General features: G+C 72.1%; 16 protein-coding genes. 5 read left to right on the top strand and 11 right to left on the bottom strand.

The window, feature by feature from the left end; genetic code table 11:
* Positions 1 to 3 precede the first annotated feature (3 nt).
* The 5 genes from ACFY7C_RS05725 to ACFY7C_RS05705 form a co-directional block, all read right to left on the bottom strand.
* Entirely contained in the window at positions 4 to 969 is a 966-nt protein-coding gene (locus ACFY7C_RS05725) for an HpcH/HpaI aldolase/citrate lyase family protein (protein ID WP_389644227.1), read from the bottom strand.
* Complete coding sequence (locus ACFY7C_RS05720; protein WP_389644224.1) at positions 966 to 3,002, bottom strand: protein meaA; 2,037 nt, start codon at positions 3,000 to 3,002, stop codon at positions 966 to 968. Before ACFY7C_RS05720 ends, ACFY7C_RS05725 begins: the two co-directional genes overlap by 4 nt.
* 14 nt (positions 3,003 to 3,016) lie before the next feature.
* Complete coding sequence (gene ccrA, locus ACFY7C_RS05715) at positions 3,017 to 4,354, bottom strand: crotonyl-CoA carboxylase/reductase (protein ID WP_389644221.1); 1,338 nt, start codon at positions 4,352 to 4,354, stop codon at positions 3,017 to 3,019.
* Between the two features lie 563 nt (positions 4,355 to 4,917).
* Complete coding sequence (locus ACFY7C_RS05710; protein WP_389644218.1) at positions 4,918 to 5,793, bottom strand: TetR family transcriptional regulator; 876 nt, start codon at positions 5,791 to 5,793, stop codon at positions 4,918 to 4,920.
* Positions 5,794 to 5,899: 106 nt separating this feature from the next.
* Positions 5,900 to 7,681, bottom strand: a complete 1,782-nt coding sequence (locus tag ACFY7C_RS05705) for a 3-hydroxyacyl-CoA dehydrogenase family protein (RefSeq protein ID WP_389644215.1) — start codon at positions 7,679 to 7,681, stop codon at positions 5,900 to 5,902.
* A 379-nt stretch (positions 7,682 to 8,060) separates the two neighbouring features.
* On the opposite strand from ACFY7C_RS05705, the gene ACFY7C_RS05700 reads away from it, so the two are divergent.
* Positions 8,061 to 8,657 carry a HEAT repeat domain-containing protein gene (locus ACFY7C_RS05700; RefSeq protein ID WP_389644213.1) on the top strand — a complete coding sequence of 199 codons (597 nt, stop codon included), beginning with the start codon at positions 8,061 to 8,063 and terminating at the stop codon, positions 8,655 to 8,657.
* Positions 8,658 to 8,733: 76 nt separating this feature from the next.
* Here ACFY7C_RS05700 and ACFY7C_RS05695 read toward each other — a convergent pair whose 3' ends face one another.
* From ACFY7C_RS05695 to ACFY7C_RS05675, 5 genes are all read right to left on the bottom strand, one after another.
* Positions 8,734 to 9,954, bottom strand: coding sequence for an NAD(P)/FAD-dependent oxidoreductase (locus tag ACFY7C_RS05695; RefSeq protein WP_389644211.1), 1,221 nt, complete (start codon positions 9,952 to 9,954; stop codon positions 8,734 to 8,736).
* 135 nt (positions 9,955 to 10,089) lie between these two features.
* Positions 10,090 to 11,034, bottom strand: a complete 945-nt coding sequence (locus tag ACFY7C_RS05690; protein ID WP_389644208.1) for an RNA polymerase sigma-70 factor — start codon at positions 11,032 to 11,034, stop codon at positions 10,090 to 10,092.
* A 53-nt stretch (positions 11,035 to 11,087) separates the two neighbouring features.
* Positions 11,088 to 11,504: a RidA family protein gene (locus ACFY7C_RS05685; protein ID WP_389644205.1), complete on the bottom strand. Its 417-nt coding sequence runs from the start codon at positions 11,502 to 11,504 to the stop codon at positions 11,088 to 11,090.
* Between the two features lie 88 nt (positions 11,505 to 11,592).
* Entirely contained in the window at positions 11,593 to 13,296 is a 1,704-nt protein-coding gene (locus ACFY7C_RS05680) for an alpha/beta hydrolase (protein WP_389644202.1), read from the bottom strand.
* 120 nt (positions 13,297 to 13,416) lie between these two features.
* Complete coding sequence (locus ACFY7C_RS05675; RefSeq protein ID WP_389644199.1) at positions 13,417 to 14,448, bottom strand: Rv2578c family radical SAM protein; 1,032 nt, start codon at positions 14,446 to 14,448, stop codon at positions 13,417 to 13,419.
* A gap of 136 nt (positions 14,449 to 14,584) precedes the next feature.
* On the opposite strand from ACFY7C_RS05675, the gene ACFY7C_RS05670 reads away from it, so the two are divergent.
* Both ACFY7C_RS05670 and ACFY7C_RS05665 read left to right on the top strand, forming a co-directional pair.
* Positions 14,585 to 15,028 carry an SRPBCC family protein gene (locus ACFY7C_RS05670; RefSeq protein ID WP_389644196.1) on the top strand — a complete coding sequence of 148 codons (444 nt, stop codon included), beginning with the start codon at positions 14,585 to 14,587 and terminating at the stop codon, positions 15,026 to 15,028.
* 313 nt (positions 15,029 to 15,341) lie between these two features.
* Positions 15,342 to 17,795, top strand: coding sequence for an MFS transporter (locus ACFY7C_RS05665; RefSeq protein ID WP_389644192.1), 2,454 nt, complete (start codon positions 15,342 to 15,344; stop codon positions 17,793 to 17,795).
* Between the two features lie 81 nt (positions 17,796 to 17,876).
* Here the strand turns inward: ACFY7C_RS05665 and ACFY7C_RS05660 are convergent, their stop codons facing one another.
* Positions 17,877 to 18,902, bottom strand: a complete 1,026-nt coding sequence (locus tag ACFY7C_RS05660) for a hypothetical protein (protein WP_389645982.1) — start codon at positions 18,900 to 18,902, stop codon at positions 17,877 to 17,879.
* A gap of 236 nt (positions 18,903 to 19,138) precedes the next feature.
* Here ACFY7C_RS05660 and ACFY7C_RS05655 point away from each other — a divergent pair, with 236 nt between their 5' ends.
* Complete coding sequence (locus ACFY7C_RS05655; RefSeq protein ID WP_389644190.1) at positions 19,139 to 19,972, top strand: M55 family metallopeptidase; 834 nt, start codon at positions 19,139 to 19,141, stop codon at positions 19,970 to 19,972.
* The gene (locus ACFY7C_RS05650; protein WP_389644186.1) at positions 19,965 to 21,299 is read left to right on the top strand and encodes a M20/M25/M40 family metallo-hydrolase; all 1,335 of its coding nucleotides are present in this window, start codon (positions 19,965 to 19,967) and stop codon (positions 21,297 to 21,299) included. Before ACFY7C_RS05655 ends, ACFY7C_RS05650 begins: the two co-directional genes overlap by 8 nt.
* Positions 21,300 to 21,360 lie beyond the last annotated feature (61 nt).

Genomic DNA, 21,360 nt, shown 5'->3' with positions numbered 1-21,360 from the left:
GTCTTACGCCTCCGGGATCTCGAACTTCGACGTGCGCTGCATACCGGCGGCCCGGCCCTTGCCCGAGATGACCAGCGCCATCTTCCGGGAGGCCTCGTCGATCATCTCGTCGCCGAGCATGGCCGAGCCCTTCTTCCCGCCGGCCTCGGACGTGTAGTAGTCGTACGCGTCGAGGATCAGCTCGGCGTGGTCGAAGTCCTCCTGCGACGGCGAGAAGATCTCGTTCGCCGCGGCGACCTGGTCCGGGTGCAGCACCCACTTGCCGTCGAACCCGAGGGCGGCGGCGCGCTGGGCGACCGCACGGTAGCCCTCCTGGTTGCGGATCTGGAGGTAGGGGCCGTCGATCGCCTGGAGGTTGTTGGCGCGGGCCGCCATCAGGATCGCCATCAGGATGTAGTGGTACGCGTCCGCGCCGTAGCCGGGCGGCTGCTCGCCGACGACCAGCGACTTCATGTTGATGGAGGCCATGAAGTCGGCCGGGCCGAAGATGATCGTCTCCACCCGCGGGGAGGCCTGCGCGATCGCGTTGACGTTGTTGAGGCCCTGGGCGTTCTCGATCTGCGCCTCGATGCCGATCTTGCCGACCTCGAAGCCCATGGTCTTCTCGATCTGGGTGAGCAGCAGGTCGAGCGCGACGATCTGCTCGGCGCTTTGCACCTTCGGCAGCATGATGCAGTCGAGGTTCTGGCCGGCGCCCTCGACGACCGTGACCACGTCACGGTACGTCCAGTGGGTCGTCCAGTCGTTGACCCGCACGACCCGGGTCTTGCCCGTCCAGTCGCCCTCGTTCAGGAACTTCACGATGGTGTGCCGGGCCTCCGGCTTGGCCAGCGGCGCGCAGGCGTCCTCCAGGTCGAGGAAGACCTGGTCCGCGGCGAGACCCTGGGCCTTCTCCAGGAAGCGCGGGTTGGAGCCGGGGACCGCCAGGCACGAGCGGCGGGGGCGCAGGCGGTTCACGGGGCTGGTCATGCGGGGACCTCCGTACTTTCAAGGGGGCTGAGCTTGTTGGCTTTGCGGATCTCGTCGACGATACGGCCGATGATCCCCGTGATGCCGAAGTCCTTCGGGGTGAAGACGGCGGCCACACCGGCCGCCTTGAGCTCCTCGGCGTCGGCGTTCGGGATGATTCCGCCCACGACGACCGGGATGTCGGCCGCGCCCGCGTCCTTCAGCCGGTCGAGGACGTCCGGCACCAGCTGGGCGTGCGAGCCGGAGAGGATCGACAGGCCGACCGCGTGCACGTCCTCCTCCAGGGCCGCGTCCACGATCTGCTCCGGCGTCAGCCGGATGCCCTGGTAGACCACCTCGAACCCGGCGTCACGGGCCCGTACGGCGATCTGCTCGGCACCGTTGGAGTGACCGTCAAGGCCCGGCTTGCCGACCAGGAAGCGCAGCTTGCCCACGCCCATGTCCTGGGCCGTGCGGTCCACCTTGCGGCGCACCTCGGCCAGCGGGGAGCCCGCCTCGGCCGGCACGGCCACGGGCGCGGAGGAGACGCCGGTCGGGGCACGGAACTCGCCGAAGACCTCGCGCAGCGCCCCGGCCCACTCGCCGGTGGTGACGCCGGCGCGGGCGCACTCCAGGGTGGCCTCCATGAGGTTCCCGGTGCCCTTGGCGGCCTCCTTGAGGCGCTCCAGCGCCTTGCAGGGCCGCGGGTGGTTGAACGGAGGCTGGTAGCGGGTGTCGCGCCACTCCTGGAGGGCGGCCACCACCCGTGCCTCGACGGCCGGGTCGACCGTCTGGATCGCGGTGTCCAGGTCCGCGGTCAGCGGGTTCGGCTCGGTCGTCTCGAAGATGTTGACGCCGACGATCTTCTCCTCGCCCGACTCGATGCGGGCGCGCCGCTCGGCGTGCGAGGAGACCAGCTGCGCCTTCAGGTAGCCGGACTCGACGGCGGCCATGGCGCCGCCCATCTCCTGGATCCGCTCGATCTCCGTCATGCACTCGGTGACCAGGGCGGCCACCTTGGCCTCGATGACGTGGGAGCCGGCGAAGATGTCCTCGTACTCCAGGAGGTCGGACTCGTGGGCGAGGACCTGCTGGATGCGCAGCGACCACTGCTGGTCCCAGGGCCGCGGCAGGCCGAGCGCCTCGTTCCAGGCGGGCAGCTGCACGGCCCGGGCGCGGGCGTCCTTGGAGAGCGTGACGGCCAGCATCTCCAGGACGATCCGCTGGACGTTGTTCTCCGGCTGGGCCTCGGTCAGACCGAGCGAGTTGACCTGCACGCCGTAGCGGAACCGGCGCTGCTTGGCGTCCTCGATGCCGTAGCGCTCGCGGGTGATGGTGTCCCAGATGCGGCCGAAGGCGCGCATCTTGCACATCTCCTCGACGAAGCGGACGCCGGCGTTCACGAAGAACGAGATCCGGGCGACGACCTCGCCGAACCGCTCCTCGGGGACCTGCCCCGAGTCGCGGACGGCGTCGAGGACGGCGATGGCCGTGGACATCGCGTACGCGATCTCCTGGACCGGAGTGGCCCCCGCCTCCTGCAGGTGGTAGCTGCAGATGTTGATCGGGTTCCACTTCGGGATGTGGTTCACCGTGTAGGCGATCATGTCCGTCGTGAGACGCAGGCTCGGCCCGGGCGGGAAGACGTGCGTCCCGCGCGACAGGTACTCCTTCACGATGTCGTTCTGGGTGGTGCCCTGGAGCTTGGTGATGTCCGCGCCCTGCTCCTCGGCGACCACCTGATAGAGCGCCAGCAGCCACATCGCGGTGGCGTTGATGGTCATCGAGGTGTTCATCTGCTCCAGGGGGATGTCCTGGAACAGCCGCCGCATGTCACCGAGGTGGGAGACGGGCACCCCGACCCGGCCGACCTCGCCGCGGGCGAGGATGTGGTCGGGGTCGTAGCCGGTCTGCGTGGGCAGGTCGAACGCGACCGAGAGGCCGGTCTGGCCCTTGGCGAGGTTCCGCCGGTAGAGCTCGTTCGACGCCTCGGCGGTCGAGTGGCCGGCGTACGTCCGCATGAGCCACGGCCGGTCCTTCTGACGCTCTGTCATCTGTGGTCCCGGGGTCAGATGTTACGGAAGCGGTTGATGGCGTCGATGTGCTTCGCGCGCAGCTCCGGGTTGCGGACGCCGAGGCCCTCCTCCGGGGCGAGGGCCAGCACGCCGACCTTGCCCTGGTGCAGGTTGCGGTGGACGTCGTACGCGGCCTGCCCGGTGTCCTCCAGCGAGTACACCTTCGACAGCGTCGGGTGGATCTTGCCCTTGGCGATCAGGCGGTTGGCCTCCCACGCCTCGCGGTAGTTCGCGAAGTGCGAGCCGATGATCCGCTTCAGCGACATCCACAGGTAGCGGTTGTCGTACTGGTGCATGTAGCCCGAGGTCGAGGCACAGGTGGTGATGGTGCCGCCCTTGCGGGTGACGTAGACGCTCGCGCCGAAGGTCTCCTTGCCCGGGTGCTCGAAGACGATGTCGATGTCCTCGCCACCGGTCAGCTCGCGGATCTTGGAGCCGAAGCGCTTCCACTCCCGCGGGTCCTGGGTCTGCTCGTCCTTCCAGAACTTGTAGCCCTCGGCGTTGCGGTCGATGACCGCCTCGGCGCCCATGGAGCGGCAGATGTCGGCCTTCTCGGGGGAGGAGACGACACAGATCGGGTTGGCGCCGCCGGCCAGCGCGAACTGCGTGGCGTACGAGCCGAGTCCGCCGCTCGCGCCCCAGATCAGGACGTTGTCGCCCTGCTTCATGCCGGCGCCGTTGCGGGAGACCAGCTGGCGGTACGCGGTGGAGTTCACCAGACCCGGCGCCGCCGCCTCCTCCCAGCTCAGGTGGTCGGGCTTCGGCATCAGCTGGTTGGACTTGACAAGAGCGATCTCGGCGAGACCGCCGAAGTTGGTCTCGAAGCCCCAGATGCGCTGCTCGGGGTCGAGCATCGTGTCGTTGTGGCCGTCGGAGGACTCCAGCTCGACCGAGAGGCAGTGCGCGACGACCTCGTCACCGGGCTTCCAGGCGTTGACGCCCGGGCCGGTGCGCAGGACGACGCCCGCGAGGTCGGAGCCGATGATGTGGTGCGGCAGGTCGTGGCGCTTGGTGAGCTCGGAGAGGCGGCCGTAGCGCTCCAGGAAGCCGAAGGTCGACACGGGCTCGAAGATCGAGGTCCAGACCGAGTTGTAGTTGACCGAGCTGGCCATGACGGCGACCAGGGCCTCGCCCGGCCCGAGCTCGGGCAGCGGGACCTCGTCCAGGTGGAGCGACTTGCGCGGGTCCTTGTCGCGGCTGGCCTGCCCGGCGAACATCTCCGCCTCGTCCTTGTGGACGGTGACGGCGCGGTACGACTCGGGGAGCTTGATGTTGGCGAAGTCGGCCGAGGTGGACTCGGGCGACTGGATCGCGTCCAGGATGTCCTTCACGGGATGCCTCCGGCGGTGCGGCGCCCACGGGGGACGCGCTGAGGGTTACGTCGGGGTTGCTGCTGTGGAGGTGTGCCGTCGGTTCGGCGCGGTGGTGCTGTGGCGGCGCCGGGTGTGGCGCGAGGTTGCCTGTGACGCAGGCGCCCGGGCGCACAAGCAGGATCGCTTGTGGGGACAGCCGGCGCGCGAGGAGTCCTCGGCGCGCCGGCCGCCCGGACAACATCAACGTATGGCACGCCGTGTCACCTGACAAGGCACTGCGTGCCAACAATTTCACTCAGATGCAATCTGCCCGCTACAGATGAGCGATGATCGATCGATGAGTGCCCGTAAACCTGCCTGACCAGGGGCGATTCGGGCGAGGTGCCTGGGGCGGGTGGGGGCGCTGGGGCTCGTCCCGGGGGCGGGGACGCCTTGCGCCCGGCGGACCCGAGGGCCGGGCGGGGGCACAGGGTGCCATGGGGGCCGGGGCCGGGGCCGGGGTTCAGAGCTCAGGGCCCGCCGGGTGGCCCGGCGGGCGGCGGGAAGCGGCCCGGGGCGGGCAGAACCCGTCCCGGGGCGGCTCAGTGCTTGCGGAGCGCTTCCTCGATGGTGCGGACGACCTCGTCCAGCGGGGCGTCGGAGCGCATCACGGTCACCACGACGTCGGTCTCGGGGGAGACCGAGGCGACCGCCACCGGCTTCTCGGAGGCGGCTGCGCCAGAGGTGGCGGCGCCGGCGGTGGCGGTCACGGTGCCGGGCTTGCGGCCGGCGCCTATGCCCGTGCCGAAGGTCTCGCGGACGATCGCGAAGGCGTGGTCGAGCTGGGCCTCCACGTCGCCCTGGCCGCCCGCCCGCAGCCAGCGGCGCAGGACGTGGTTGTGGGCCGTGACCACGGCCGAGGCGGCCACCTCGGCGAGCAGCGGGTCGTCGTTGCCGTCGTGGTGGTCGCGCTCGTCGAAGTGGCCGAGCAGATAACGGGTGAAGAGGCGCTCGTAGCGGGCCACCGAGGCGATCTCGCGCTCCCGCAGCGTCGGCACCTCACGGGTGAGCCGGTACCGCTCGACGGAGACCGCGGGCGAGGCCGCGTACATCTTCATGACTTCCTTGATGCCGCGGCACACCGTGTCGAGCGGATGCTCGTGCGGCGGCGCCGCGTTGAGGACCGCCTCGGCCCGCACCAGGGTGTCGTCGTGGTCCGGGAAGATCGCCTCTTCCTTGGAGCGGAAGTGGCGGAAGAAGGTCCTGCGCGCCACCCCGGCCGCCGCCGCGATCTCGTCGACCGTCGTGGCCTCGTACCCCTTGGTCGCGAAGAGTTCCATGGCCGCGGTGGCCAGCTCCCGGCGCATTTTCAGCCGCTGCGCGGCGGCGCGGGTCCCCGCCGGGCTCTCCTGAGCGTCGGGCGTGGACGTGGCACGGGGTGTCTTCGCGGCCTTGGACATGTCCCGAACGTACTGCATCGGAGCGGGAGTGTGCCCAGGTGGGGGAGGGGAGCCCGGCCCGGCACCGACGGTGCCCGACGGGCTGAGCAGCCCTCCCCACCCCCCGTCGGGCCCGGCCTCGACCTCAGCGGCGGGCATATTCGCGGAAGCCGCGCCCCGTCTTGCGGCCCAGGCAGCCCGCGGCCACCAGGTGCTCCAGGAGCGGCGCCGGGGCGAGACCCGGGTCGCGGAACTCGCGGTGCAGCACCTTCTCGATGGCGAGCGAGACGTCCAGGCCGACCACGTCGAGGAGCTCGAACGGGCCCATCGGGTAGCCGCCGCCCAGCTTCATCGCGGCGTCGATGTCGTCCAGGGAGGCGTAGTGCTCCTGGACCATCTTGATCGCGTTGTTGAGGTACGGGAAGAGCAGCGCGTTCACGATGAAGCCGGCCCGGTCGCCGCAGTCCACCGGGTGCTTGCGGATCTTCGCGGTGACCTCGCGGACGGTGGCGTGGACGTCGTCGGCGGTCAGCACCGTACGGACGATCTCCACCAGCTTCATCGCCGGCGCCGGGTTGAAGAAGTGCATGCCGATGACGTCCTGCGGGCGCGAGGTGGCCTTGGCACAGGCGACCACCGGCAGCGAGGAGGTCGTGGTGGCGAGCACCGCGCCCGGCTTGCAGATCTTGTCGAGGCGGGCGAACAGGTCCCGCTTGATCTCCAGGTCCTCCGCGACCGCCTCGACGGCCAGGTCGACCTCGGCGAAGGAATCGAGCGAGCCGGCCGGGACGATCCGGGCCAGCGTCTCGTCGCGCGCCTCGCCGGTCATCCGGCCCTTGTCGACGGAACGGGCCAGGGACTTGGCGATCCGGGCCTTGGCGATGTCGGCCTTCTCCTGCGAGCGCGCGCAGAGCACGGTCTTGTAACCCGCCTTGGCGAAGACCTCGGCGATGCCGGACGCCATGGTGCCCGAGCCGGCGACGCCGACCGAGCGGACCTCGCGCCCCTCGGCGGTGGCCGCCGTCTCCAGCGGGGTGAGCGCGTCACGGACGACGGTGGCCGACCCGGGGGCGTCGTACGTGTAGAAGCCGCGGCCGGACTTGCGACCGGTCAGGCCCGCCTCGCTCAGGTGCTTGAGGATCGGCGCCGGGGCGTGCAGCCGGTCGTGCGAGGCCGCGTACATGGCCTCCAGGACGGTGCGGGCGGTGTCGATGCCGACCAGGTCGAGCAGCGCGAGCGGGCCCATCGGCAGGCCGCAGCCCAGCCGCATCGCGGCGTCGATGTCCTCGCGGGAGGCGTACTTGGCCTCGTACATGGCGGCGGCCTGGTTGAGGTAGCCGAAGAGCAGCCCGTCGGCGACGAAACCGGCCCGGTCGCCGACCGCGACCGTTTCCTTGCCGAGCTCCTGCGCCAGACGGGTGACGGCGTCGACCGCCTGCGGGGCGGTCAGCACCGAGGAGACGACCTCGACCAGCTTCATCGCCTGGACCGGCGCGAAGAAGTGCAGCCCGAGCACGCGCTCGGGGTGCGCGGAGTCGGCGGCGAGCCGGGTGACGGAGAGGGCGTTGGTGCCGGTGGCGAGGATCGCGTCGGGCCGGACGATCCCGTCCAGGGCCCGGAAGACCTCCTGCTTCGTTTCGTACGACTCGGGCACGACCTCGATGACGAGGTCGGCCTCGGCGGCGGCCTGGAGGTCGGAGAAGGTGCGGAACCGGGCGAGGACGTCCTGTCGCTCCTCCTCGGTGATCCGCTCGCGGGCCACCGCGCGGGCGGTGGAGGCCTCCAGGGCGGCGACGGCCCGGGCCGAGGCGCTCTCGCTGATGTCGATGCCGATGACCTCACGGCCGGCCCGCGCGAGGACATCGGCGATACCCGTGCCCATGGTGCCGAGACCGACGACGGCGATGGTGGAGAGAGGGGTGTCCATCAGGGGACTCCTGGGAGGAAGAGTGACGACTGAAGGCAGAACGCGCTGCCGCGAAGCGGTGCTGCGGCGGTGCGGTCCTGCGGTGCGGCGGTGCAGCGCGCAGTGCGGTGCGGTGCTGCTGTGGTGCGGCGCCGCGCATGGCCCCGGAGAGGCGGGCACGCGTCGCGCGAGAGCGCGATGAGGGAAAAGGGCGACGGACTCTGTCCCGGAGTCACGCCGAAAACTGCCGAACCGAACAACTCCCACGACGGCTGCGTCACCAGGCCGTTGTGAGATGCGGGGGTGGCCCGCTCACCTGAGATTAACCGGTGGGTAACGAGCGCGCCAGTCCCAGGAAGTTGAAGCGAATGTGATCTGGATCGCCGATAGGCTCCGAAACATGAATTTCGCCGAGGACCCCGAATTCTGCTCGATGATCGATCGATTGCGGGAAGAGATCGAGAATGCCGGGGAAGCCGTTCCCGCGCTTTTCGAAGAACTCCTCGGACCTCTCGGCACGGAGGAACTCCACCACCTCCTCACCGTCCCCGGGCAGCCGCTCTGGGCGCGCGAGATCGCGGCCTTCCGGCTCGGCCTCGCCGGCGACCCGCGCGCCTTCGAGGCCCTCGTCCTCCTGCTCAACCACCGCGACCCGGAGCGCTGCGTCTCCGCCGCGTACGCCCTCGCCCGGCTCGGCGACCCGCGGACCGCACGCGCCGCCGCCGCGCTCGCCACCAACGAACTCCGGGTGGCCTACGCCCTGCTGCCGGTCCGTCTGCTGGCCCGGCTGCGCGCCCCGGAGAGCCTGCCCGCCCTCGTCACCGTCCTTCAGCGGCGCCTCGCCGCCGACGACCCCCACTGGCGCGTCGGCCTCGCCTGCGTCGAGGGCCTGGGCGAACTCGCCGACCCGCGCGCCCGAGGGGTACTGGAGGCGGCGCTGCCGCACCCGAGGCTCGGGGGAGCGGCACGGGAGGCACTGGGGCGGCTCGGCGGGTGAGCGCCGGGCGCGGTCTCGCCGCCGGCCGACGTGCTCCCCGCGTCGGCCGGCGTCCGCGGTCCGGCGGGGGCGGGGCTCAGGCCGCCGCCTCCACCCCGGCGCGGCGCGGGGCCTCCTGCCGTACGACCCGCCGGCGCCGGGAGGGCAGGCCGGCCGTCGGGTTGGCGACGCCCCAGGCCGCGCCCTTGCAGATCAGTTCCTTGTAGGCGGCGGCCAGGCGGCCCGTCAGGGCGCCGTCCTTCGCCCGGTCGTCGGCGGTGACGAACTGGATCAGGCCCTCCTTGCGGCCGAGCGAGACGCACTGCTGGAAGTAGCGGATGGCGACGCGGGGAACCTTGGTGCCGGCCAGTCGGGCGGCGATGGCGTCGGCGGCCTGCCAGGCCATGGGCACGCCCGAGGCGCAGGACATGCGCAGCGGCCTGCCTTCCGGGCCCATCGCCATCGCGGCGTCGCCGACGGCGTACACGTCCGGGTGCGAGACCGAGCGCATCGTGCTGTCGACCACGATCTGACCCCGCTCGGTGAGCTCCAGGGTCGTGGCCCCGGCGATCGGGTGGACGGCGAAGCCGGTGGTCCAGACCGTGGCGTCGGAGGCGACGGTTCGGCCGTCCGCCGTGGTGACGGCGTCCGCCGCCACGGCGGCGATCTCGGTGTGCTCGTGGACCGTGATGCCGAGCCCGTCCACCACCTTCCGCAGGTGGGTGCGGCCCTTCGCCGAGAGCCAGTCGCCGAGGGTGCCGCGGACGGCCAGGGCGACGTCGAGGTCCGGGCGGGACTCGGCGATCTCGGTCGCGGCCTCCAGGCCGGTCAGGCCGCCGCCGACCACGACCACGGGCCGGCCGGCCTCCAGCGAGGCCAGGCGCTCGCGCAGGCGCAGGGCGCCGGGACGGCCGGCGACGTCGTGGGCGTGCTCGGCGACGCCGGGGACACCCCCGTCGTTCCAGCCGCTGCCGAGGGCGTACACCAGCGTGTCGTACGCCAGTTCCTCCCGCAGGTCCTCCCGCGCGGAGCCGGGGCCCGGCACGGCGGTGACCGTCACCGTCCCGCGGTCCACGTCCACCCCGGTGACCCTGGCGAGCTTCAGCTCCACGCCCGTGCCCGCGAACATCTCGTCGAACGGCCGGGGGGTGAGGTCCTGTCCGGCCGCCACCTGGTGCAGCCGGACGCGCTCGACGAAGTCGGCCTCGGGGTTGACGAGGGTGATGGTGACGTCCTCGCGGTGCAGTCGCCGGGCGAGACGGCCGGCGGTGACGGCTCCGGTGTAGCCGGCTCCGAGGACGACGATGCGGTGCTGCATGGGCCTGCTCCTGTCTGCGAGGTGTCCGCCGCTGTCGCGTGCGGTTTCGCCCCTTGAACCGGGCAGCCCTGCGTTTCCTGACAGGATCGGGATGTGACGCCCGTCACATCCCGATCCTGTCCCGGAGACGACCGGTCAGAGGGTGTAGAGCGGGGCGTCCCCGTGGCCCGAGGCCGCCCACTGCGCGGTCGCACGGACGAGCTTGTCGGGGTTGACCTGGTTGCGGATCGCGACGATGCCGTCCGCGGTGACCTCCAGGCAGGTGATGGCGACGACCCGGCCGTCCACGACCGCCACGATGGCGGGCTCGCCGTTCGCGGTCGTGGCGTAGATCTCCGGCGCGCCGCCGACGATGGCCCGCTTGGCGTCGCTGGGCTTGAACAGGCCGCGCATGAACGTGGCGACCGCGAGCGCGCCCTCGAACGCCTTCGCGCGGGCCGGCACCTTTCCGCCGCCGTCGCCGACCGAGACGGCGTCCTGGGTCAGCAGGCGCACGAGCGGTTCGGTACGGCCGCTGGTCGCCGCGGCCAGGAACTCCTCGACGATCCGCCGGGCGGCGGCCTCGTCGATCTCGGTGCGCGCCTTGCCGTCCGCCACGTGCTTCTTGGCCCGGTGGAGGATCTGCTGGCTCGCGGCCTCGCTGATGTCCAGGATCTCGGCGATCTCCCGGTGCGGATAGTCGAAGGCCTCGCGCAGCACGTACACCGCCCGCTCGTTGGGCGACAGGCGCTCCAGCAGGACGAGGACCGCGTACGACACCGATTCGCGCTGCTCGGCGGTGTCGGCAGGGCCGAGCATCGGGTCCCCGGCGAGCAGCGGCTCCGGAAGCCACCGCCCCACATACGTCTCGCGCCGGGCGCGGGCCGAAGTGAGCTGGTTGAGGCAGTAGTTGGTGAGGACTTTGGTCAGCCAGGCCTCGGGCACCTCGATCCGCTCGACGTCGGCCGCCTGCCAGCGCAGGAACGTCTCCTGCACGGCGTCCTCCGCCTCGCTCGACGAACCGAGCAGCCGGTAGGCGATGGCCTCCAGGCGGGGCCTGGCGGCTTCGAACCGGTCGACGTCACTCATGATCAAGGCCATGCGCGCGATCCTAGTCGCCCGGCCGGTGCCGGCCGAGACCCCCAGGATGCCTTCTAGAGGGCGTCCCGGTCCTCCGGTATCAGGGCGAACGCCTCGATCTCCATCAGGAGTTCGGGCCGCACCAGAGCGGTCACCTGCACCGCCGAACTCGCCGGCAGGGGCAGCGGCCCGAAGGCGGCGTCACGGGCCTCGCGGATCGCGGGCAGGTGCGCCGTGTCCGTGACGAAATACGTCAGCTTCACCACGTCCTCGAAACCGGCGCCCGCCGAGGTCAGGCAGCGGCCGAGGTTCGCGAAGACCTGACGGGCCTGCGCCGCCGGGTCGCCGGCGCCGACGACCGCGCCCGAGGCGTCCAGGGCGATCTGGCCGGACACGGCCACGAAGCGGCCGGTGCCCCACACGACGTGGCTGTACTGCGGGCTCGGGGCGAGGCCCTCGGGAACGGACACATGGGTCAGGTGCGTACTCATGGCTCACATCCTGACCCATGCCACTGACAGTCCGGCCCGCTCCCCGCTCGCCTGTGGACAACCTCGGGAGCGGGTGGGGCGGGGAACCTCAGCGCACGTGGCCGAGCAGCCCGTGCAGCGTGGTGCCCGCCGAAGGCAGCGCCCTCCGCGCCGGCGCGGGTGCCACCGCATCCGCTTCCTGTGCCGTATGTGCCGGTTTGTCAGAGCTCATCGTCTTCGCCGTCTTTGCGGGCTCCGTCGTCTTCGCGGGCTTCGGCGCCTTCGGTTCCGGCTTCGGTTCCGGCGTCGTCTCGCAGATCGCGTCGGCCTCCGCGCCCGCCTCCCCGCGCGGCACCTCCCCGGTCGCCAGGTAGGCGGTGAGGTGCTCGTCCATGCAGTCGTTGCCGGCCAGCGTCACCCCGTGGTTCCCGCCGCCCTCCTCGACGACCAGGCTGGAGCCGCGCATCATCCGGTGCAGCGCGACCCCGCCCTCGTACGGTGTGGCGGCGTCCTCGGTGGCCTGGAGGATCAGCACGGGCGGCACCCGGTCGTTGGTGACGTCCGTCGGCGTCAGCGAGGCGACCGGCCAGAAGGCGCACGGCGCGTTGTACCAGGCGTTGTTCCAGGTGGAGAACGGCGCCTTGACGTGCACGTCCCAGTTGTCCTTGCGCCAGACGTTCCAGTCCCGCGGCCAGGAGGCGTCCCGGCACTGGACGCTCGTGTAGACCGAGTAGCCGTTCTCGGCGGCGGCGTCCGAGGCACCGTACTCCTCGTAGGCCTTCACCAGCGGGGCACCGTCCCGGTCGTTGACGTACGCGGCGAAAGCCGCCGCGAGCCGGGGCCAGTAGCCGTTGTAGTAGCCGCCCGGCAGGAAGGTGTCCTCCAGCTCGCCCGGACCGACCTTGCCGCCCGCCGGAGCGGTCCGCAGTTCCTCGCGCATCCGGTACCAGGCGGCCTCGACCACCGCCGGGTCGGTGCCGAGGCGGTAGTCGGCGTCATGGCGGGCCACCCAGGCCGCGAAGTCCTTGTGGCGGGTGTCGAAGGCGTAGTCCTGGGCGATGTTGTCCTCGTACCAGACGCCGTGCGGGTTGACCACGGAGTCCAGGGCGAAGCGGCGCACCCGCTCGGGGAAGAGCCGCGCGTACACGGCGCCGAGGTAGGTGCCGTAGGAGTAGCCGAGGTAGTTCACCTTGGGCGCGCCGAGCGCAGCCCGGATGGCGTCCAGGTCGCGGGCGGTGGAGACGGTGTCGATGTACGGCAGGATGTCGGCGTACTTCTCGCCGCAGGCCTTGGCGAAGGCCCGGGCGCGTTCGACGCCCGCCCGCTCGCTCTCCGCGCGCAGGGGCACGGAGTCGGGGCGGACCGGGGCGAAGTGGCCGGGGCGGCAGTTCAGGGCGGGCTCGCTCCTGCCGACGCCGCGCGGGTCGAAGCCGATCACGTCGTACTGCGCGGCCACCTTCGCGGGCAGCGAGGCCGCCACGTAACCCGCCATTCCGTGTCCGCTGCCGCCCGGGCCGCCGGGGTTGACGAGGAGCGGGCCCTGGTACGTCTTCGCCGTGTGCGGGACCCGCGTCAGGGCGAGGCTGATGGTCCGCCCGGCCGGGTCGTCGTGGTTCAGCGGCACCTTCAGCGTCGAGCACTGGAGCGTGGGGTACGCCTTGGTGGCGCAGTCCTTCCAGGCGAGCGGCTTCACGGGGCGGGTGGCCGGTCCCGGGTCGGCGGCGGTGGAGGCCGAGGCAGTCGCGGGCAGGACGGTGACCGTCCCGGCGACCAGCGCCCCAGCGGCGATCAGCATTCCTGCGCGTGGGTTCATACGGCCTGCGTGCCCCGCGCAGGGCCCTGAGGGACCGTTTCCGGCGAGAGTCGACCCGATCGGAGGACGTGATGCGGCGTCAGGAGGGTGGCCCGGGGGGCGGAGTGGGAGGGCTCGCGGTCAGAGCAGGGTGAGCTGTTCGGCCTCCGGCACGCGCGCGTGGTGGTCGGGCACGGGAGTCGCACGGTGCGCTCCCCGACCCGCGGGGCCCATGTCGAACTCGGCGGCCAGTTCGTGCACCTGACGGGTGATCCTGCGCTGGTACCACGTGGGCGCGTAGGCGCCGGCCGCGTACATCCGCTCGTAACGCCCGACCAGTTCGGGGTGGTGGTGGCGCAGCCACGTGAAGTACCACTCGCGGGCGCCGGGCCGCAGGTGCAGCACGAGCGGGGTGACGGAGGTGGCGCCGGCTTCGGCGATGGCGCGGACGGTGTCCCGCAGCTGCTCGGGTCGGTCGCCGAGGAAGGGCACGACGGGGGCCATCAGCACCCCGCAGCCGATGCCGTGGGCGGCGAGGGTCCGTACGACGTCAAGGCGCCGCTCGGGGGCCGGGGTGCCGGGCTCGACGGTGCGCCACAGCTCCTCGTCGGTGAAGCCGACGGAGACGGAGACGCCCACCTCGGTGACCTCGGCGGCCTGCCGGAGCAGGTCCAGGTCGCGCAGGATCAGCGTGCCCTTGGTGAGGATCGAGAACGGGTTGGCGTGGTCGCGCAGGGCCTCCAGGATCCCGGGCATCAGCCGGTAGCGGCCCTCCGCCCGCTGGTAGCAGTCGACGTTGGTGCCCATGGCGATGTGGGCGCCGGTCCAGCGGCGCGAGGCGAGCTGCCCGCGCAGCAGCTCCGGCGCGTTCACCTTGACGACGATCTGGGAGTCGAAGCCGATCCCGGTGTCGAGGTCGAGATAGCTGTGGGTCTTGCGGGCGAAGCAGTACACGCACGCGTGCGTGCAGCCGCGGTACGGGTTGACCGTCCACTCGAACGGCATGCGGGAGGCGCCGGGCACCCGGTTGACGATCGAGCGGGCCCGCACCTCGTGGAAGGTGATCCCGCGGAACTCCGGGGTGTCGAAGGTGCGAGTGGTGACCGCGTCCCTGCCGAACAGCGCGATGTCGGCGGGGACGGCGGGGGTGTCGGCCAGATGGTCCCAGCGCATGGTCGCCTCCTCGGTGACGGGTGGTCCCAGATTAGAACACATGTTCCCTTGATCGCCGCAACCCGGATTTTGGGCCCCGGCCCCCAGGTGGTTGGCTTGGGTCACATCCCCGAGAGATCAAGCTGGAGGAAGTGCAATGGCGCAGGTCGAGGCCACGACGGAGCGGATCATCGCCGCCGACGCGGAGACGGTGTTCGACACCCTCGCCGACTACAGCGGCACGCGCGGGAAGCTGCTCCCCGAGCACTTCAGCGAGTACGAGGTCCGTGAGGGCGGCGACGGCCAGGGCACCCTGGTCCACTGGAAGCTCCAGGCCACCAGCAAGCGCGTCCGCGACTGCCTGCTGGAGGTCACCGAGCCCACCGACGGGCAGCTCGTCGAGAAGGACCGCAACTCCTCCATGGTCACGACCTGGACCGTCACCCCGGCAGGCGAGGGCAGGTCCAAGGCCGTCGTCACCACCGTCTGGAACGGCGCCGGCGGCATCGGCGGCTTCTTCGAGCGCACCTTCGCCCCCAAGGGCCTCGCCCGCATCTACGACGCGGTGCTCGCCAACCTCGCCGCCGAGGTCGAGAAGTAGCCCGCCCTCCCTGACGCGTGGCATCCCGGAAGTAGCCTCGGGAAACCGGAACCCGGAAGTAACGCCCGGATCCCTCACCGATTCGAGTGGTTTCCCCGTGACCCCCGCAAGAGCGCCCGGCGCACCCGGGGGTCGCGGGCCGCCGCACAAACGCCCTGATGAGCGCCCCAAGTGCGCCGCCCCGCAGGGACGTTCCACCTCCCTCGCCCCAGCTTCCCCCCGTACCGCCCGACTTGCCCCCGCTTCGCGCCCAATGCGAAGAATGGCGCGCGCAGACGCCGGGAACCGACGCCGGGGACGAGGGGAGCAGCACGTGGGTGCGATCACGGCCGTGACGGCCGCCGAGGCCGTCCGGGGCGGCGAGGCCGCCGCCGACCACGGCGAAGGCCGGGCGGTGCCCCTCACCACCGCCCCGCCCGGCGGTCAGGTGCCGCCGGGCGAACCGGATCCGGGCCTCGATCCCCGCCGCGTCCGGCTCGTCTTCTGCGGACTCATGCTCGCGCTGCTCCTCGCCGCGCTCGAGCAGATGATCGTCGCCACCGCCCTGCCGAAGATCGTCGGCGAGCTCCAGGGCCTGGACCGCATGTCCTGGGCGATCACCGCCTATCTGCTGACCGCCACCATCGGCCTGCCGATCTACGGGAAGCTCGGCGACCTCCTCGGCCGCAAGAGCGTCTTCCTCTTCGCCATCGTCGTCTTCGTCATCGGCTCCGGCCTCGCCGGCTGGTCACGCACCATGAACGAGCTCATCGCCTTTCGCGCCCTCCAAGGGGCCGGCGCCGGCGGACTGATGATCGGCGTCCAGGCGATCATCGCCGACCTCGTGCCCTCCCGGGAACGCGGCCGCTACATGGGACTCATCGGCGCCGCCTTCGGACTCGCCTCCGTCGCGGGGCCCCTGCTCGGCGGCTTCTTCACCGACCACGTCTCCTGGCGCTGGTGCTTCTACTTCAACGTGCCGTTCGGCCTCCTCACCCTCGTCGTCGTCGCCGTCGTCCTGCGACTCCCCAGGCCCGCCACCCGCGGCCGCTTCGACGTGCTCGGCGCCCTCCTGCTCGCCGCCGCCTCCACCTGCCTGGTGCTGCTCACCAGTTGGGGCGGAACCGAGCACGCCTGGGACTCCCGGCTCATCATCGGACTCGGCTGCGGCGCCGCCGCCGCGACCGTCCTCTTCCTCGTCGTCGAGCGCTTCGCCCCCGAACCGCTCATCCCGCTGCGGCTGTTCCGCGACTCCGTGTTCACCGTCACCAGCCTCGTCGGCGTGGTCGTCGGCATCGCCCTCGTCGGCGCCGCCAGCTACCTGCCCACCTTCCTGCAGATGGTGGAGGGCGCCACCGCCACCGGATCCGGCCTGCTGATGCTGCCGCTCATGGGCGGCATCGTCATCGCGTCGATCGTCTCCGGCCGGCTCATCACCAGCACCGGCCGCTACAAGGTCTACTCGGTCGTCGGCGGCGCCGTCTCCATGCTCGGCACGTGGCTGCTCTCCCGTGTGGACGCCGACACCCCGCGCCTGACGCACAGCCTCTGGCAGGCCGTCCTCGGCGTCGGCATCGGCCTGGTCATGCCGGTCCTCCTGCTCGCCGTGCAGAACTCCGTACGCCCCGCCGACCTCGGCACCGCCACCAGCGCCCACAACTACTTCCGCCAGATCGGCGGCAGCGTCGGCGCCGCCGTCTTCGGCACCCTCTTCGCCGCCCGCCTCGACGACGCCCTCGGCGAGCGGCTGCCCCGGGACGGCGCCGCCGCGCTCCCGCCGGCCGACTCGATCACCCCGCAGGCCGTCCACGCGCTGCCGCCGGCCCTGCGCGAGGCGTTCGTCCAGGCCTACGCGGACGCGATGCCCCGGATCTTCCTCTACCTCGTGCCGGTCCTCGCGCTCGGCCTCGTCCTCGCCTTCTTCCTCAAGGAGAAACCGCTGGTGTCCCACCACACCCCCGCCACCGAGGCCCCCGCCACCGCCGTTCCGCACGCCCGGGCCGCCGCCCCCACCGCCGTCCCCCTGCTCGCCGGGGTGCCCGTCTGCGGCACCGTCCAGCACCCCGACGGCAGTTGCGTGCCCCGGGCCGCGCTCACCCTCATCGACGTCCAGGGCCGCCAGGTCGGGCGCGGCGCGAGCGGCGACGACGGGCGGTACGCGCTGAGCGCGCCCGGCTCCGGCGCGTACGTCCTCATCGCCGCCGCCGGCGGCCACCAGCCGCAGGCCGTCTCCGTCACCGTCGGCGAGCGCCCCGTCGAGCTGGACGTGGTCCTCGGCGGCGCGGGCCGGCTCGCCGGCACGGTCGTCACCGCCGACGGCGCCCCCGTACGGGACGCGGCCGTCACCCTGACCGACGTACGCGGCGAGGTCGTCGCCTCCACCCGCAGCGGGCGCGAGGGCGGTTACGTGATCGGCGAGCTGGTCGCCGGCGAGTACACCCTGGCGGCCAGCGCTCCCGCCTTCCGGCCGGCCGCCCTCCCGGTCAGCGTGCAGGCCTCCCGCGAGACCCGCCAGGACATCGAACTCGCCGGCGGCGCGGTCCTGCGCGGCACCGTGAGGGCGGGCGGCGGCCGGCCCGTCGAGGACGCCCGTGTCACCCTCCTCGACGCGGCGGGCAACGTCGTCGACACGCTCACCACCGGCCCCGACGGCACCTTCCGCTTCGTCGACCTCTCCTCCGGCGAATACACGGTCATCACCGCCGGCTATCCGCCGGTCGCCACGGTCCTCCACCTCGCGGGCGGCGGCCGCACCGAACGCGACCTGCACCTGGGCCACGAGGACTGAGGCGACGAGGACTGAGGCGACGAGGACTGAGGCGAAGGCGGCGCCGGGCGGTGGCGCATGCCCGCCGACCGCCGGCCTCGGCTACGGCGCGGTGGTCGCCTTGCGCAGCGCGCTGATGCAGGCGCCGATCGCCTCCTGCAGGGCTTCGAGGCGCTGGAGCATGTCCTCCTCGACGACGTCCTCCTCCAGGACCTCGTCGAGGGTGAGCTCCTCGAACACCTTCGTCGCCTTCTGCAGGCTGTTGTAGAACTTCGTCCGGCGCTCCTGGACCCGCAGCGCCGGATCCGACTCGACCGTCCGGGCGACCAGCGACCTCACCGTGTCGTAGGCCTCGCCCGCCCACTCGCCGGCCTCCTCCGAGTCGTCGAGCTCGTCGATGAGCGACAGGTGCCGCTCGGCCTCCGCGCGCAGCTCCGGCGGGGCCTCGACGGTCTGGCCGGCGGGTGTCCGGATCCGGCCGCCCTCGGCGATCTGCCGCACGTACTCGATCCGGTCGGCGGCCTTCGCCTCCTGCGCCACCGCCTTCTTCAGGTCGCCGGTGCGCGCGATGGCCCGCGCCATCTCGGTCTGCAGCGCCGGATCCTCCTTCATCCGGTCCAGCAGGGCGCCCCGCGCCGCCTCGGCGGTGCCGGGGTCGGCGAGGATCGCGGCGCGCAGCGCGGTCGGGTTCTCGGCGACCTCCAGCGCCTTGGTCGCCTTGATGCCCTCCGCCTCGGCCGCCGCGGTGATCGCGTGGCCGCGCACGGACGTGGCGCTGGAGCGGGAGGAGTAGTACGAGAGCCAGACGTCGGCCTCGGGGAGCTCGACGTCCTCGCCGGGGACCAGCGCCTCGAACTGTGGCACCAGGCCGTCGTCCGCGGCCATGTCCCAGGCCTTGTAGTAGCGCATGACCCGCTCGGGCGAGCAGCCGGCGAGCTCCGCGAAGGCCTTGGCCGACACCTTCTCCGAGCCCTCCGCGGCCTGACCGCCGGGCCGCACGCTCCGCGCCACCTTCAGCGCGAACGCCCAGCCGCCCGTCCGGGCGTACACCCCGAAGTCGCGGGCGTCACGGACGACGGCCTCCGCGACCGCCTCGGCGGCGGGTTCGATCCAGGTGTCGGTCTCGATCGGGGCGAGCTCGTTCGGGGCGAGCTCGTTCGGAGCGAGCGAGGTGGTCACCGAGAGTCTCCTCAAGGGGTGAGCAGGGCGGGAATGTGCGCGGGTAAGCCTATACGCGAGTGATGAAAGGATTCGCCCGAATCCCCTGCCGCGGCCGGCGGCCGAACCGCCGCCACCGGTCCACGCCTTCGACACTTTTCCACAGGGGTGGTCGGGGTCACGGGTCGGCGCGTACGGTGCCAGGCATGAAGATCCTGATCAGCGCCGACATGGAAGGCGCCACCGGTGTGACCTGGCCCGCCGACGTGCTGCCCGGCACCCCGCAGTGGGAGCGGTGCCGGTCCATGTTCACCTCGGACGTGAACGCGGCGGTGCTCGGCTTCTTCGACGGCGGCGCGGACGAGGTCCTGATCAACGAGGCGCACTGGACCATGCGGAACCTGCTCCTGGAGCGGCTCGACGAGCGGGCCCAGATGATCACCGGGCGCCACAAGTCGCTGTCCATGGTGGAGGGGGTCCAGCACGGTGACGTCGACGGCATCGCCTTCGTCGGCTACCACACCGGAGCGGGCGCCGAGGGCGTCCTCGCCCACACCTATCTCGCGAACTCCATCACCGGCGTCTGGCTGGGCGGGGTGCGCGCGAGCGAGGGACTGCTCAACGCCCATGTCGTCGCCGAGTTCGGGGTGCCCGTCATCCTCGTCACCGGCGACGACCTGACCTGCGAGGACGCCCTCGGCTACGCACCGGAGGCACGCAAGGTCGCCGTGAAGGACCACGTCTCCCGCTATGCGGCGGTGTGCCGCACGCCCACCCGCACGGCCGCCGACATCCGCGCCGCGGCCAAGGACGCGGCCTCGCTCGCCGTGCGACACGAGCCCGTGAGCGGCGGGCCGTTCACCGTGGAGCTGGAGTTCGACGCGGAACACCTGGCCGCCGCCGCGACGGTCGTCCCGGGCACCGGGCGGAGTGGCGAGCGACGGGTCGCCTACTCCAGCGAGACGATGTACGAGGCAATCCGCACGTTCAAGGCGGTCACCACGATCGTGTCCGCCGCCGTGGAGGAGCAGTATGGCTGACGAGGACCGGGGTCCTGACGGTGCGGCGCTCGACGAGGTCGTCACCTTCACCTCCGAACTGATCAGGATCGACACCACCAACCGGGGCGGCGGCGACTGCCGCGAGCGCCCCGCCGCCGAGTACGTGGCCGAGCGGCTCGCCGACGCGGGCCTCGAGCCCACGCTCCTGGAGCGCACCCCGGGCCGCACCAACGTCGTCGCCCGGATCCCCGGCACCGACCCCACGGCCGACGCGCTGCTCGTCCACGGCCACCTCGACGTCGTCCCCGCCGAGGCCGCCGACTGGGCCGTGCACCCCTTCTCGGGCGAGGTCCGCGACGGGGTGGTGTGGGGAAGGGGCGCCGTCGACATGAAGAACATGGACGCGATGGTCCTCGCCGTCGTCCGCTCCTGGGCCCGCCAGGGCGTCCGGCCCCGCCGGGACATCGTCCTCGCCTACACCGCCGACGAGGAGGCGAGCGCCGAGGACGGTTCCGGCTTCCTCGCCGACCGGCACCCCGGCCTCTTCGAGGGCTGCACCGAGGGCATCAGCGAGTCCGGCGCCTTCAGCTTCCACCCCGACCCCGGCACCACGCTCTACCCGATCGCGGCAGGCGAGCGCGGCACCGCCTGGATCAAGCTCACCGCGCACGGCAGGGCCGGCCACGGCTCCAAGGTGAACACGGCCAACGCCGTCACCCGGCTCGCCGCCGCCGTCGCCCGGATCGGCGCCCATCCGTGGCCGGTCCGGCTCACCACGACGGTGCGGGCCGCGCTCAGGGAACTGGCCGCGCTGTACGGGATCGAGACCGACGTCGACGCCCCCGGCTTCGACACCGACGTCCTCCTGGAGAAGCTCGGCCCGGCCGCCGCCCTGGTCCGGCCGACCGTCCGCAACAGCGCCAACCCGACGATGCTGGACGCCGGTTACAAGGTGAACGTGATCCCGGGCCGTGCCGTCGCCTACGTCGACGGGCGGATGCTGCCCGGCGGCGAGGAGGAGTTCGTCGAGACGATGGACCGGCTCACCGGTCCCGACGTGGAGTGGGAGTTCCACCACCGCGAGGTCCCCCTGGAGGCGCCGGTCGACTCGCCGACCTTCGCCAAGCTGCGCGCGGCGGTCGAGCGCTTCGACCCCGACGGGCACGTGATCCCCTTCTCCATGTCCGGTGGCACCGACGCCAAGCAGTTCTCCCGCCTCGGCGTCACCGGCTACGGCTTCTCCCCGCTGAAGCTGCCGCCCGGTCTCGACTACGGGGCGCTGTTCCACGGCGTCGACGAGCGCGTCCCCGTCGACGCCCTCCACTTCGGCGTCCGCGTCCTCGACCACTATCTGCGGTCCGCCTAGCCCGCGCCCGGCCACCCGAACGCCCGACCAACCGCACGACCCGACCACCGCACGACCCGCA

Source organism: Streptomyces sp. NPDC012769, assembly GCF_042901205.1.
Classification (GTDB): Bacteria; Actinomycetota; Actinomycetes; order Streptomycetales; family Streptomycetaceae; genus Streptomyces.
This window is presented reverse-complemented; position numbering and strand designations above follow the sequence as displayed.

What these genes read in the sequence shown, in the direction of transcription:
- ACFY7C_RS05725 (WP_389644227.1), bottom strand. Translation starts at nt 969, where the DNA reads ATGACCAGCCCCGTGAACCGCCTGCGCCCCCGCCGCTCGTGCCTGGCG.
- ACFY7C_RS05720 (WP_389644224.1), bottom strand. Translation starts at nt 3,002, where the DNA reads ATGACAGAGCGTCAGAAGGACCGGCCGTGGCTCATGCGGACGTACGCC.
- ACFY7C_RS05710 (WP_389644218.1), bottom strand. Translation starts at nt 5,793, where the DNA reads ATGCAGTACGTTCGGGACATGTCCAAGGCCGCGAAGACACCCCGTGCC.
- ACFY7C_RS05705 (WP_389644215.1), bottom strand. Translation starts at nt 7,681, where the DNA reads ATGGACACCCCTCTCTCCACCATCGCCGTCGTCGGTCTCGGCACCATG.
- ACFY7C_RS05700 (WP_389644213.1), top strand. Translation starts at nt 8,061, where the DNA reads ATGAATTTCGCCGAGGACCCCGAATTCTGCTCGATGATCGATCGATTG.
- ACFY7C_RS05695 (WP_389644211.1), bottom strand. Translation starts at nt 9,954, where the DNA reads ATGCAGCACCGCATCGTCGTCCTCGGAGCCGGCTACACCGGAGCCGTC.
- ACFY7C_RS05690 (WP_389644208.1), bottom strand. Translation starts at nt 11,034, where the DNA reads ATGGCCTTGATCATGAGTGACGTCGACCGGTTCGAAGCCGCCAGGCCC.
- ACFY7C_RS05685 (WP_389644205.1), bottom strand. Translation starts at nt 11,504, where the DNA reads ATGAGTACGCACCTGACCCATGTGTCCGTTCCCGAGGGCCTCGCCCCG.
- ACFY7C_RS05680 (WP_389644202.1), bottom strand. Translation starts at nt 13,296, where the DNA reads ATGAACCCACGCGCAGGAATGCTGATCGCCGCTGGGGCGCTGGTCGCC.
- ACFY7C_RS05675 (WP_389644199.1), bottom strand. Translation starts at nt 14,448, where the DNA reads ATGCGCTGGGACCATCTGGCCGACACCCCCGCCGTCCCCGCCGACATC.
- ACFY7C_RS05670 (WP_389644196.1), top strand. Translation starts at nt 14,585, where the DNA reads ATGGCGCAGGTCGAGGCCACGACGGAGCGGATCATCGCCGCCGACGCG.
- ACFY7C_RS05655 (WP_389644190.1), top strand. Translation starts at nt 19,139, where the DNA reads ATGAAGATCCTGATCAGCGCCGACATGGAAGGCGCCACCGGTGTGACC.
- ACFY7C_RS05650 (WP_389644186.1), top strand. Translation starts at nt 19,965, where the DNA reads ATGGCTGACGAGGACCGGGGTCCTGACGGTGCGGCGCTCGACGAGGTC.